Raw genomic sequence first — 13,544 nt, 5'->3', positions numbered from 1 at the left:
AATCTGGAGGGACATTATGTCCCGCATCGCCGTTTTTGCCGACGTTCAAAATATTTACTACACCACTCGCCAGGCTTTTGGGCGACAGTTCAATTATCGCGCATTGTGGGAACAGCTCTGTAACCAGGGAGAGGTTGTCAGCGCCATGGCCTATGCCACCCATCGCGGCGATGACGGGCAGACCAAATTCCAGGATGCACTCAAACACATTGGTTTTACCGTAAAGCTCAAGCCCTATATCCAGCGCAGTGATGGTTCCAGCAAAGGGGACTGGGATGTGGGTATCGCCGTGGATGTGATGACCCTGGCGCCGCAGGTAGATACCGTGGTGTTGCTATCCGGTGATGGCGATTTTGATGTGCTGCTGGAGCGGATCAACGTTGATCCTGGCGTTCGAACGGAGGTCTATGGGGTTGCGTCACTGACAGCGCGTTCTCTGATTGATAGCGCCTCGGAGTATCACCCGATTGGGGATGATCTTCTGTTGTAGCAATTGGGCCGATCGTCGGGCTGGGCGTAAGGAGTCTTACGTATCGAGGAAGAGCCGTTGGAGCTTTGCTCGCAAAGCGAAGGGGTGTTGCTGTTCTTCAAGCGCTTCGCTTTGCGAGCAAAGCTCCAACGGTGTTTTGATAGCTTGCCTACCATACCCCCGTTCTAGCGCGCGGCGTCCAGGGCCTGGCTGATGTCTGCCAGGATATCGTCAATGTGCTCGATACCGATGGACAGGCGCACCATCTCGCGGCTGACGCCGGCGTTGGCCAGTTCCTTGTCATCCAGCTGCCGGTGAGTGGTGGAGGCCGGGTGGCACGCCAGGGAGCGGGCATCGCCAATGTTCACCAGGCGCAGGATTAGTTGCAGGGCGTCGATGAATCGCGCCCCGGCTTCCTGGCCGCCCTCGATGCCGAAGCTGAGAATGCCGGACGCGCGGCCGTTCATGTATTTCTGAGCCAGCGCATTGTCCGGGCTTTCCGGCAGGCCGGCGTAGTTCACCCAGTTGACCTGGGGGTGGTCACGCAGGAACTCGGCCACCTTCTGGGCGTTTTCACAGTGGCGGTCCATGCGCAGCGGCAGGGTTTCAATGCCCTGCAGGATCAGGAAGGTATTCATGGGGCTCAGGGCCGCACCGGTGTTGCGTAATGGTGCCACTCGGGCACGGCCGATGAAGGCGGCTTCACCGAGGGCTTCGGTATAGACCACACCGTGGTAGGACGGATCCGGCTCATTCAATACCCGGAAACGCGCCTTGTGTTTGGTCCAGGGGAATTTCCCGGAATCCACAATTACCCCGGCCACGGAGTTGCCGTGCCCGCCCATGTATTTGGTCAGCGAGTGGACCACGATATCCGCACCGTGTTCGATGGGCCGCCACAGATAGGGCGTGGCCACGGTATTGTCGACGATCAGCGGCACTCCGGCCTGGTGGGCCACCTCGGCCAGGCGGGCGATGTCGACGATGTTGCCGGCCGGGTTGCCCACGGACTCACAGAAGACGGCCTTGGTGTTGTCATCAATGGCGGCAGCCAGGGCATCAAAATCATCGTGGCTGACAAAGCGGGCTTCAATACCCCGGCGCGGCAGGCTGTGGGCAAAGAAGTTGTAGGTGCCACCATAGAGTTTGCTGGTGGTGACGATGTTGTCGCCCACTTCGGTGATGGTTTCCAGCGCATATTCGATGGCTGCCATGCCGGAGGCCACCGCCAGCGCGCCCACGCCGCCTTCCATGGCCGCGACCCGTTCCTCCAGCACCGCATTGGTGGGGTTCATGATGCGGGTGTAAATATTCCCGGGTACCTTCAGATCAAACAGATCCGCCCCATGCTGGGTATTGTCGAAGGCATAGGACGTGGTCTGGTAGATCGGTGTCACCACTGCCTTGGTGGTGGGATCCACCTGAAAGCCGGCACGCACGGCAAGGGTTTCCATCTTCATGAGCAGTCCTTGTGTTGTTGTATGAGTGAGTCAGTGTGAGAGCGTATCAAACTGAGTCCCGGTTATCCGGCGTTATGTCCGGCTTACGGACAGCAGCTGTAAACGCAAAAAATGTCCCTGGTGCGGCCAGCGTATCTCGTCACCTACCTTCAGGCCGAGCAGGGCCGCGCCGGCCGGGGTCAGAATGGAAATGGCGTCGCTGACGGTCTGTGTTTCGTGGGGCAGGGTCAGCACTCTTTCGTGCTCCCTGCCGGTGGCAACATTGCGAAACCGCAGGCGGCTGCCGAGGGTAACCACGTCCTCTGGCATGGCGCTCGCCTCCACAATATTGGCCCGGGCCAGTTCGTCGTAAAGGTAATCGATCTGGTCCGAATCGCCCTTGAAGTTATCCAGCACGGCAAACAGGCGGTCACGGTCTGTGGTACTGACGGTAATAGGGGGTAGTGTGTTCATGGTGTTCTCCTGACGGTGTTAACAGTGGTTTTGCCGGGTCGCCGAACCCCGGTGTGTCATCGGGTGTTCGGCGTCAGGAGAGAAAGGCAGGGGTGCTCGCAACCTGCGCGAAAGCGCCGGCAGTGGAGTAAGGCATGAAGCTGTCAGTAACAGCAATAGTAGGGCGAACCAGATTCATGGAGTGAGATTAGCAGAGCCGGTTATTTTGTCCAGCGTGCTGTGAACCAGCGCGTCGGGAGGACAGGGCAGGGCGCTGACGGCCATGCCAAATAACCAAACGCAACGAATCTCATAATGCTGTTTTGCCATGAATATGGATGATTTGGCTATTGGCAGTTGATCGTCACGGCACCAGTATCGACCGTGGCCCATAACAATAAGGAGATCGGGATGGCGCGAAAATTATCCATTATGGATTCCGGCTGGCTGATGATGGAAACCCGGGAAACCCCCATGCATGTGGGCGGCTTGGCCCTGTTTGCGATACCGGAGGATGCCCCCAGCGACTACATGGAAAGCGTTTACCGCTTCATGGTCGAGGTGGACGGGGTGTGCCGGCCCTTCAGCCAGAAGATCCAGTCACGGCTGCCGGGCCGGCTGGATGCGGCCTGGGTGGAGGACAAGAATTTTGACATTGATTATCACGTACGCCACTCCGCTTTGCCGCGCCCTGGCCGGGTGCGGGAGTTGCTGGCGCTGGTGTCACGGCTGCATGCTCAGCGTCTGGATCCGGGGCGTCCCCTGTGGGAGAGCTATCTGATCGAAGGCCTGGAGGGCAACCGCTTCGCCCTTTATACCAAGATGCACCATTCCATGGTGGACGGCATGGCCGGCATGCACCTGATGCAGTCGCGGATGGCCAGTAGCGCCGATGAAAATCTGCCGGCGCCCTGGTCCGGGGAATGGGACAAGCGCAAGAAACCCCGCAAGAAAAGCGTGGCAGTGGCTGCCAAGGCCGGGGTGCTGGATGGGGCGGGCAGTGTGCGCCGGGGTGCCGGGCAACTGGTGGATCTGTTGCGTCTGCCCAAAGACAGTAATGTGAAAACCATCTACCGGGCCCCCAAGACGGTGCTCAATCGTCGCGTTACCGGTGCCCGCCGGTTCGCCGCCCAGTCCTGGTCGCTGCCGCGCATCAAGGCCGCGGCAAAAAAACACAATGGCACCGTCAACGATATTTTTCTGGCCATGTGTGGTGGCGCCATGCGCCGTTACCTGGAAACACTGGATGCCTTGCCCGCCGAGCCGCTGGTGGCCCAGGTACCGGTGTCCCTGCGCAGCGCGGACCAGGCCGAAGGCGGTGGCAATGCCATCACCACGGTACAGGTAAGCTTGGCCACCCACATTGCCAGCCCGCTGGGCCGCCTGGTCGCCATCCAGGAATCCATGCAGGCGGTGAAGACCCGGCTGGGAGAGATGCAGAAGTCGGATATCGACGCCTATACGGTGATGACCAACATGCCTCTCTCCCTGGGACAGGTGACGGGCCTGTCCGGTCGAGTCAGCCCCATGTTCAACCTGGTGATATCCAACGTGCCCGGGCCCAAGGAAACCCTGTACTTCAATGGTGCGGAGTTGCTGGCCTCTTACCCGGTATCCCTGGTGCTGCACGGGTATGCGCTGAATATCACCGTGGTCAGCTACAAGGACAGTCTGGAGTTCGGGGTGATCGGCTGCCGTGACACCCTGCCGCATATCCAGCGCTTCCTGGATTATTTCGAGGCCTCGTTGGCCGAGCTGGAATAGCGCCTTGGGCGGTACGGGTCGGCGGTGGTATCTTGCGGGTTCGCTGGCAGGATTATATTCGGAGACACCGTGCATCACGACGACATCGCCCAGGCCGTGCGGCAACTGGCAGAGCAGCTGATCCAGCAATCGATCATGGTCGTTACGGCGGAATCCTGCACCGGGGGCGGCATTGCCCAGGCGTTGACTGCCCTTGCCGGGTCTTCCCGCTGGTTCGAGCGGGGTTTCGTGACCTATTCCAATGAGGCCAAGCAGGAGATGCTCGGGGTGCAGAGCGCCACCCTGGAGCGCACCGGCGCGGTCAGTGAAGACACTGCACTGGAGATGGCGCTGGGTGCGGTACGGCATTCCCGTGGACAGGTAAGCATGGCCGTCACCGGCATCGCCGGTCCGGAGGGCGGCTCTCCTGACAAGCCCGTGGGGACGGTTTGGATTGCCTGGGGGCACCGCAATGGGCAGGCCGAGGCGCAGTGTTTTCATTTTTCCGGTGACCGGGATGCCGTCCGTCAGCAGACGATTGTGGAAGCCATTAGGGGCTTGAATGCGCGCCTGAAGTCGCCACAATCGTCATCATTCACCGGGCCTTAAGCGCCGGGTGACACCTTTCACGCCTCCCTTGCCGGGCATCGACGATGCTTCAGACAAGGCCATGGGCATGGAAAATCAACGATTTACCGCACTGATGATGGCAACAACGCATCAGCCTGCAAGCGGTCCCGGTTGCCGGGGTTGCAATGAGCCGCAATAGCTGTTCATAATACTGTCCATATTGTCAGTGCTGGCTAAAAGGCCAGATACGGCAAGGCACAATACGGTCGCCGTCAATGAATGACGCACCAGTTAACGGAGAGGGGTCACATGAGCGATAAAGGTAAGGCGCTGTCTGCGGCGCTGTCACAGATCGAGCGTCAATTCGGCAAGGGTTCCGTCATGCGCATGGGCGATCGCAAGCGCGAGCGCATGCCGTCCATTTCCACCGGCTCTCTGGGACTGGACATCGCTCTGGGAATTGGCGGTCTGCCGAAAGGGCGTATCGTGGAAATCTACGGGCCGGAATCCTCCGGTAAAACTACCCTGACCCTCAGCGTGATTGCCCAGGCGCAGAAAAAAGGCGCCACCTGTGCCTTCGTGGATGCGGAGCACGCGCTGGACCCGGACTACGCGGAGAAACTGGGTGTCAACGTGGATGACCTGATCGTGTCCCAGCCCGACACCGGCGAGCAGGCGCTGGAAATCACCGACATGCTGGTACGTTCCGGCGCCGTGGACGTGGTGATCGTGGATTCCGTGGCGGCCCTGGTGCCCAAGGCGGAAATCGAAGGTGAAATGGGCGATGCCCACGTGGGCCTGCAGGCCCGCCTGATGAGTCAGGCCCTGCGCAAGATCACCGGTAACGTGAAAAATGCCAACACCCTGGTGGTGTTCATCAACCAGATCCGCATGAAGATCGGTGTGATGTTCGGTAACCCGGAAACCACCACCGGCGGTAACGCCCTCAAGTTCTACTCCTCCGTGCGCCTGGACATTCGTCGCATCGGGGCAGTGAAACAGGGTGATGAAGTCACCGGTAACGAAACCCGGGTCAAGGTGGTGAAGAACAAGGTATCGCCGCCGTTCCGTCAGGCGGAATTCCAGATTCTCTACGGCCAGGGGATCAACCAGCTGGGTGAAGTGCTGGACCTGGGCGTACAACAGGGCCTGGTAGACAAGTCCGGTGCCTGGTACGCCTACAAGGGCGACAAGATCGGTCAGGGCAAACAGAATGCCTGTGACTTCCTGCGGGAGAATCCGGCCATTGCCGAGGAAATCGAGCAGGAAATCCGTGCGCGCTTGCTGCCGGATCCCACTGAGGCGCCGGCTACCAAGGAAGAGGAAGCTGAAGTCGGTAATGAGTGAACCGCTCACTGAATCCGAATTGCGCCAGCGGGCCGTGGGCCTGCTGGCGCGTCGGGATCACGCCCGCCGCGAGCTGGAGACCAAGCTGCGTCAAAAGGTGGGTGAGCATCCGGCGTTGAACACAGTGATGGCCTGGTGTGAAGAACATGGCTTTATCGACGACCGGCGCTTTGCCGGTTTTTTTGTGCGTTCCAGGATCGAGCGGGGGCAGGGCGCCCTGCGAATCCGTCAGGAGCTGCAACTCAAGGGCGTGGACAATGAACTGATCGCCCAGGCTCTGGAGGCGGCAGAGGTGGACTGGTTTGCCCTGGCCCGGGAGGTGCGGGCCCGGCGCTTTCGTCAGTACCCGGGCAAGGACCAGAAAGAGAAAGCCCGCCAGCTGCGTTTCCTGCAACAGCGGGGTTTCGACGCCGAACAGAGTTTTGCTGCACTGGAGTGTTCACCGGAGGATGAGCTGTAGTACGTCCTTCACTTCGTGTTCCCCATCACTGCATTCCTTACTTCGTTGGAGCCTTGCTCGCAAGGCGAAGGGGAGAATGAATCCCGGTGCCTGCTGAAGTCTTCGCTTTGCGAGCAAAGCTCCAACGGGGCTGGTTTGTGTGAAGAAGCGGATCCCTCGGTAATTTGCCGCTTGGTTTGAATTCGGTTCAAGGCGTATCCTTCGCTTTTGCGTCTTGTGTGAGATCTCCCATGGAATACCTGTCTGATCCCTGGCTGGCGGCGGCCATGCTGGGTGCCGGTGTATTGGCCGGGTTTATCAATACCCTGGCCGGGGGCGGTGGCTTGTTGATACTGCCGTTGCTGATGCTCAGTGGCATGAGTGCGGCATTGGCCAACGGCACCATGCGGGTGGGGGTGCTGATACAGAGCGTCGAGGCGGTGCGGCAGTTCAACAAGCGCGGCACCATGCCGTTCAAACCGCTGCCGGCCATTCTGGTGCCCTGTCTGCTGGGTACCCTGGTCGGCACGCTGGCAGCGTCCTATTTGCCGGAGAGCATCCTCAAACCGGTATTGCTGTCTACCCTGGTGGTGGTGGCCCTGATCATGGTGTTCAAACCCAACCAGATGTCACCGGCTGAGAATGAGGTGCCACTGCAACCCAACGACTCTGTAGCCGGCTGGCTCGGCTTGTTCTTCTGTGGTGCCTATGGGGGCTTTGTGCAGGCAGGGGTAGGGTTTGTGTTGATTGCCGTTCTGGTGGGGCAGCTGCGTTATGACCTGCTGCGCGGCAACGCGCTCAAGCTGGCCATCACCGGCAGTTTCACCGTGCTGGCGCTGGGCATTTTTGTGGCCCGGGACCAGGTGGCCTGGCTGCCCGGCCTGCTGGTGGCGGCCGGCACCTTGCTGGGCGTGCGCCTGGGCGTAGGCTTCGCCCACCGGGTATCCCCGACAGTGCTCAAGCGGATTCTGCTGGTGATGGTGCTGGCGGTGTGCCTGGCGGCGGCGATCCAGGGCTGAGAGGCGAGTGACGAGTACCGAGTTGCGACGCGAGTTGGCTCTGGTTGTATGGGGTTGTGTCTCGCCGCGATTCACGGACAGTTGTGCGCGAAGAGGTCGTTTCGGGCCTGCTCAATCCTGGCCCGCGTCGTTACTCGAAACTCGTCACTCGCTCCTGTCTTCTTCCCATCGCAACCGGGCCTTGAGGGCGGTATACTCGGCGCTCTCTGACAGCCAGCCGATAATGTTTCTCCTATGAAGAGTGCTGAACTACGCCAGGCCTTCCTGGACTACTTCGCCAGCCAGGGGCACGCCAAGGTGCCGTCCTCGTCGCTGGTGCCCCATAACGACCCCACGCTGCTGTTCACCAACGCGGGGATGAACCAGTTCAAGGATGTCTTTCTGGGCCGTGAGTCCCGGGATTACACCCGTGCCACCAGTTCCCAGCGCTGTGTCCGCGCCGGGGGCAAGCACAACGATCTGGAGAACGTGGGTTACACGGCGCGGCATCACACCTTCTTCGAGATGCTGGGCAACTTCAGTTTCGGCGACTACTTCAAGCGCGAAGCCATCAAGTTCGCCTGGGAATTCCTCACCGGCACCCTGGGCCTGCCGGAAGACCGTCTTTGGGTCACCGTGCATGTGTCCGACGATGAGGCGGCGGATATCTGGCTGAAGGAAATGGGCGTCAGCGCCGAGCGCTTCTCGCGTCTGGACGAAGACAACTTCTGGCAGATGGGCGACACCGGTCCGTGCGGTCCGTGCTCGGAAATTTTCTATGACCACGGGGCGGATGTGCCCGGTGGCCCGCCGGGTTCCGAGAATGACGATCTGGATCGTTACATCGAAATCTGGAATCTGGTGTTCATGCAGTACGACCGTCAGGAAGACGGTGAGCTGAAACCCCTGCCCAAGCCCAGCGTGGATACCGGCATGGGCCTGGAGCGCATCGCCGCGGTGCTGCAGGGTGTGCATTCCAATTACGAGATCGATCTGTTCCAGGCCCTGCTGCAGGCGGCGGCAAAGGCCACTGGCTGCCAGGATATGGAAGAGAAATCCCTGCGGGTGATCGCTGACCATATCCGTTCGGCCAGCTTCCTGATCTGCGATGGGGTCATTCCGTCCAACGAAGGTCGTGGCTATGTGCTACGCCGCATCATCCGTCGTGCCCTGCGTCATGGCCACAAGCTGGGCCAGGACAAACCGTTCTTTTCCACCCTGGTGGGCGCATTGGTCGAACAGATGGGCGAGGCCTACCCGGAGCTGGTCCGCGAACAGGCTCGTATCGAGAAGGCGCTGCTGTCGGAAGAAGAGCAGTTCGGTCGCACCCTGGCCGCCGGCATGAAGGTACTGGAAGCGGCTATCGGCGAGCTGGACGGCAAAGAACTGCCCGGCCAGGTGCTGTTTACCCTCTATGACACCCATGGCTTCCCGCCGGATCTCACCGCCGACGTGGCCCGCGAGCGTGACTTGACCGTGGACATGGATGGCTTTGAAAAAGCCATGGAAGCCCAGCGTGAGCGGGCCCGTGGTGCCGGCAGCTTTGCCAATGATTACAGCGACCGACTCAACATCGAGGCGGTGACCGCGTTTTCCGGCTACGAGAAACTGGCGGATGACGACGCGATCGTTGGCCTGTTCAAGGACGGCGAAGCAGTCGATGCCTTGCAGGCGGGTGAAGAAGGCATGGTGGTGCTGGCCAGCACGCCGTTTTATGCGGAGTCTGGCGGCCAGGTGGGCGACAGTGGTTTCCTGGTGCAGGGCGACAACCGTTTCGCGGTGTCCGATACCAAGAAGCGTCAGGCGGCCCATGTGCATCTGGGCAAGGTGGAAAGCGGCAGCCTGAAGGTGGGCGACAAAGTGTCTGCCTACGTGGATGTGGAGCGTCGTCGCGCCATCATGCGCAATCACTCTGCCACTCACCTGATGCACGCCGCTTTGCGTGAAGTATTGGGGGAGCATGTGCAGCAGAAGGGCTCCCTGGTGGCTGCTGACTATCTGCGCTTTGACTTTTCCCATGGCGAAGCTGTCAGTGACGCCCAGCGCGAACAGATCGAGATTCTGGTGAACCGCCAGATTCTGGCCAACACCCCGGTGACCACCGAATTGATGGATATTGATGCCGCCCGGGAAGCCGGTGCCATGGCCCTGTTCGGTGAGAAATATGATGATCAGGTGCGCGTGCTCAGCATGGGCAGCGACGGTTTCTCCAAGGAGCTGTGTGGCGGCACCCACGTGAGTCGTACCGGCGATATCGGCCTGTTCCGGATTACCCTGGAAGCGTCCGCCGCTGCCGGTGTGCGCCGTATCGAAGCGGTTACCGGTGAGCATGCCCTGAGCGTGATGCGTCAGCAGGAGCGGGCGCTCAGTGAGATCGCGGCCACGGTGAAAAGCACACCGGACAACGCCGCCGAGCGGGTGCGCAACCAGGCGCAGAAAGTGCGCGAGCTGGAAAAGGAAATCGAGCGTCTCAAGCAGAAGCTGGCCAGTGGCGCCGGCAGCGACCTCACCGATGAGGTGCAGGAAATCGCCGGTGTGAAGGTATTGGCGACCCAGCTGGACGGTGCCGATGGAAAGACCCTGCGGGTCACCATGGACAAGCTGAAAGACAAACTGGGCTCGGCGATTATCCTGCTGTCTGCCGTGGATGGCGATAAAGTGGCTCTGGTGGCGGGTGTCACCAAGGATCTCACCGACCGGTTCAAGGCCGGTGATCTGCTCAAGCATGTGGCCGAGCAGGTGGACGGTCGCGGCGGTGGCCGCCCGGACATGGCCCAGGGCGGGGGCAACAATCCCGCCGCCTTGCCGGCGGCCCTGGAAAGCGTGAAAAACTGGGTGTCTGAGCAGGGGGCGTAAGCTGCGGTCAAGACCGCGACTCAGCCCTCAACATGAAATCCGAGCGCGTTTCTGCTAAGGTTACGCGCTCTTTTTTGCAGATAAAGCGACTTTATGGCCCTTATAGTGCAGAAATACGGCGGTACCTCAGTGGGTACGGTCGAACGCATTCAAGCCGTCGCCGAGAAGGTGGCAGGTTTCCATAAACGGGGCGACCAGGTGGTCGTGGTGGTTTCCGCCATGAGCGGCGAAACCAATCGCCTGATCGAGCTGGCCAAAGGCGTCAGCGATAACCCTTCACCGCGTGAAATGGATGTGCTGGTTTCCACCGGCGAGCAGGTCACTATTGCCCTGCTGTCCATGGCGCTGCAGAAGCTGGGTATCAATGCCCGCTCCTACACGGGTAGCCAGATTCCCCTGCGCACCGACAGTGTCTACTCCAAGGCCCGTATTGAAGAGATTGACGACAAGAAAGTGCGCGCCGATCTGAATGGCGGCAGCGTGGTGGTCGTGGCCGGTTTCCAGGGTGTTGATGCGGACGGCAACATTACCACCCTCGGCCGTGGTGGTTCCGACACCACCGCCGTGGCGCTGGCCGCGGCCCTGAAGGCCGACGAGTGTCAGATCTACACCGATGTGGATGGCGTCTACACGACCGATCCCCGTGTGGTGGATAACGCCCGTCGCCTGGACAGCATTACCTTCGAGGAAATGCTGGAAATGGCCAGCCAGGGCTCCAAGGTCCTGCAGATCCGCTCCGTGGAATTCGCCGGCAAGTACAATGTGCCGCTGCGTGTCTTGTCCAGTTTCCAGGATGGTCCTGGAACTCTCATTACCGTCGACGACGAGGTTGATATGGAAAAGCCGGTAATCTCCGGAATTGCCTTTACCCGTGATGAAGCCAAAATCATCGTGCGTGGCGCCCCGGATACTCCGGGCATTGCCTACAAGATCCTCGGCCCGGTGAGTGCAGAGAACATCGAAGTAGACATGATCGTGCAGAACGTGGGCAAGGACGGCGCCGCCGACTTTACCTTTACGGTGCACCGCAACGACTTTGCCCGTGCCCAGGAAGCCCTGCGCAAGGCTTCCGAGGAGCTGGGTAACCCGGAAATCATTGGTGACGACAAGATCGCCAAGGTGTCCCTGGTGGGTGTGGGCATGCGTTCCCACGCCGGCGTGGCATCCAAGATGTTTGAAACCCTGGCCAAGGAAGGGGTCAACATCGAGATGATCTCCACCTCGGAAATCAAGGTATCGGTGGTCATGGCCGAGAAATATCTGGAGCTGGCGGTGCGTGCTCTGCACTCCGCGTTCGAGCTGGATCAGCCTGCCAACTAAGCCACATACTGCCAGGTAGGTACGGGGCGACGACCGGTTGGTCTCGCCCCCCTTCACGGCGAGACTTACGAAAACGCTTCAGGCATACTACCGCCCCCGTACCAGGGGTGGGTAAATGGTCCCGCACCAAGGAGTCGTCACGGACGACAACCCGCGAGCCCCGGGTACGGCATGCGCTCACGGAAATTGAAGGACCCCAGGAGGGATCATTATGTTAATTCTTACGCGTCGAGTTGGTGAGACCCTGATGGTAGGTGATGAAGTCACCGTGACTGTTCTGGGTGTAAAAGGTAACCAGGTTCGCATCGGTGTGAACGCGCCGAAAGAGGTTGCCGTGCATCGGGAAGAAATCTACCAGCGTATACAGCACGAAAAATCACCAGACGGTGAGTCTGCCTGATTTTTGGGCTGTATTTTCTCCGCAAAATCGTTATGATGCGCGGCGAGTTTGGAAACAGGCCGGCAAGATCCCAGATTCCAGACTGACAATATGACCGCATTCCGGAGAGGTGGGTGAGTGGCTGAAACCAGTTCCCTGCTAAGGAACCATACGGGTTACCGTATCGCGGGTTCGAATCCCGCCCTCTCCGCCATATAAAGAAAAGCCCCGTAATTCAATGAGTTACGGGGCTTTTTGTTGGGCGTTTTGTAGCAAAACTTTGTAGCAAAATGAGCGTGGCAGGATTGATGGGGTAGGGCAGAAGCTGAAGGCCCCCTTAAAGCCACCAAAATGGCCTGTAACGGCCCTCCTTGCATTCTCTCGTCCTCGCCTATTGCTGTAACGTTCAAAGCCTTTTCTGCGCATCTCTAATCTGTCTATGACGTTTCAGAACCCCGGTATATCCAATTTGAATATGTGACTTTGGCCCGGCAGAATGTGTGAGCCTGTTCACGGAAGGTGGCGGGATTGTGGTTTTGCTAATACTAAGGGACTGAAATGAATACTAAGTTGAAAGCTTTGGCTCTGATTTGTGGAACGGCTGCTCTATATGCTTGCGGAGGAGGCGGAAGCTCCTCTGGTGGAGGAACCAACAATGATGGTGGCGATGGCGGTGATGCCGGAGGAAGCGGGGAGGTTCGCTCTGGGCAGTTCGTGGATTCTGCTGTGGCCAATATCGCTTACACTGCTTCTCCGTCTGGAACCACCGGTTTCACAGATGAAAACGGGTTCTTCGATTTTGAAAGTGGCGATACTGTGACTTTCTCGGTTAGAGGCGTTGATCTTCCTTCTGTGCCTGCTACAGGCAAAGTGACCATCAATGATTTTGACAAAGTATCAACTGCGGATAGTGGTGATCTTGGTCTGAATATCGCCATTCTTTTGCAATCCTTGGACAGCGATGGCGATGCCAGCAATGGCATCCAGATTCCTGACGAAACGGAAGAGACTGCTGACAAGGCGGCTAATGTTGATTTCGACCAGCCGGTTAATGACTTTGTAAGTGATACAGAGACAGGGGTTCAGGCGGCGCTTGTCGAGGGTGATTCAGCTCCGGTTACAGCAGATGCGGCGAAAGAGCACCTTGATAGTCAGATGGAAGATTTGCTTCTGTCAGGCACTGGGGTTTGGCGCTTGTATGTCGTTGGTGAAGATCCCGGTATTCGGAACGTCACTTTTAATGATGGCGAGACAATTAGCTTCACAAACGCCCAAGAGGGAGGTTGGTACAATCAGGTAGGTACGCCGGAGGAAAATACCACGGAAGGGTATACCGCAACGGCTAAAAGCCTGAAGTTCGAAAACAATCCCGATGAGTTTACCTTGGTTTATGAAGGCGTTGGCGAAGAAAATGGCGAAAAGTGGGATGTGTTGGTTTTTGCCGAATCAGCCACAACCTTGATTTACATGGATAACCGGCCAACTGACTTGCACGATCTAGGTAATCTTTCCGCCGAAGCGGGTGATGACT

At 59.1% G+C, this 13,544-nt stretch carries 12 protein-coding genes and 1 tRNA gene; 11 read left to right on the top strand and 2 right to left on the bottom strand.

Annotated elements, in window-relative coordinates; genetic code table 11:
• The first annotated feature begins 16 nt into the window (after positions 1-16).
• A complete protein-coding gene (locus tag A0251_RS14155) occupies positions 17-490 on the top strand; it encodes an NYN domain-containing protein (protein WP_062817499.1) in 474 nt (157 codons plus the stop codon).
• A 164-nt stretch (positions 491-654) separates the two neighbouring features.
• Here A0251_RS14155 and A0251_RS14150 read toward each other — a convergent pair whose 3' ends face one another.
• Entirely contained in the window at positions 655-1,929 is a 1,275-nt protein-coding gene (locus A0251_RS14150) for a bifunctional O-acetylhomoserine aminocarboxypropyltransferase/cysteine synthase (protein ID WP_062817498.1), read from the bottom strand.
• A gap of 72 nt (positions 1,930-2,001) precedes the next feature.
• Entirely contained in the window at positions 2,002-2,382 is a 381-nt protein-coding gene (gene rnk, locus A0251_RS14145; protein ID WP_082810909.1) for a nucleoside diphosphate kinase regulator, read from the bottom strand.
• Positions 2,383-2,772: 390 nt separating this feature from the next.
• On the opposite strand from rnk, the gene A0251_RS14140 reads away from it, so the two are divergent.
• From A0251_RS14140 to A0251_RS14090, 10 genes are all read left to right on the top strand, one after another.
• Positions 2,773-4,125 carry a wax ester/triacylglycerol synthase family O-acyltransferase gene (locus A0251_RS14140; protein ID WP_062817497.1) on the top strand — a complete coding sequence of 451 codons (1,353 nt, stop codon included), beginning with the start codon at positions 2,773-2,775 and terminating at the stop codon, positions 4,123-4,125.
• Positions 4,126-4,194: 69 nt separating this feature from the next.
• Positions 4,195-4,713, top strand: a complete 519-nt coding sequence (locus A0251_RS14135; RefSeq protein ID WP_062817496.1) for a CinA family protein — start codon at positions 4,195-4,197, stop codon at positions 4,711-4,713.
• A gap of 270 nt (positions 4,714-4,983) precedes the next feature.
• Positions 4,984-6,021, top strand: coding sequence for a recombinase RecA (gene recA / locus A0251_RS14130; RefSeq protein WP_062817495.1), 1,038 nt, complete (start codon positions 4,984-4,986; stop codon positions 6,019-6,021).
• Positions 6,014-6,481, top strand: coding sequence for a regulatory protein RecX (locus A0251_RS14125; protein ID WP_062817494.1), 468 nt, complete (start codon positions 6,014-6,016; stop codon positions 6,479-6,481). Before recA ends, A0251_RS14125 begins: the two co-directional genes overlap by 8 nt.
• A 230-nt stretch (positions 6,482-6,711) precedes the next feature.
• The gene (locus tag A0251_RS14120; RefSeq protein WP_062817493.1) at positions 6,712-7,479 is read left to right on the top strand and encodes a sulfite exporter TauE/SafE family protein; all 768 of its coding nucleotides are present in this window, start codon (positions 6,712-6,714) and stop codon (positions 7,477-7,479) included.
• A 234-nt stretch (positions 7,480-7,713) separates the two neighbouring features.
• Positions 7,714-10,314 carry an alanine--tRNA ligase gene (gene alaS / locus A0251_RS14115; RefSeq protein ID WP_062817492.1) on the top strand — a complete coding sequence of 867 codons (2,601 nt, stop codon included), beginning with the start codon at positions 7,714-7,716 and terminating at the stop codon, positions 10,312-10,314.
• Between the two features lie 93 nt (positions 10,315-10,407).
• Positions 10,408-11,634 carry an aspartate kinase gene (locus A0251_RS14110; RefSeq protein ID WP_062817491.1) on the top strand — a complete coding sequence of 409 codons (1,227 nt, stop codon included), beginning with the start codon at positions 10,408-10,410 and terminating at the stop codon, positions 11,632-11,634.
• Between the two features lie 211 nt (positions 11,635-11,845).
• Positions 11,846-12,034, top strand: a complete 189-nt coding sequence (csrA, locus tag A0251_RS14105) for a carbon storage regulator CsrA (RefSeq protein WP_062817490.1) — start codon at positions 11,846-11,848, stop codon at positions 12,032-12,034.
• Positions 12,035-12,137: 103 nt separating this feature from the next.
• Positions 12,138-12,227 (top strand) — tRNA-Ser (locus A0251_RS14100).
• 344 nt (positions 12,228-12,571) lie between these two features.
• The coding region (locus A0251_RS14090) for a hypothetical protein (RefSeq protein WP_197461945.1) at positions 12,572-13,544 on the top strand (973 nt) is incomplete at its 3' end.

It is taken from the genome of Alcanivorax sp. NBRC 102024, from assembly GCF_001602235.1.
Taxonomy (GTDB): domain Bacteria; phylum Pseudomonadota; class Gammaproteobacteria; order Pseudomonadales; family Alcanivoracaceae; genus Alcanivorax.
This window is presented reverse-complemented; position numbering and strand designations above follow the sequence as displayed.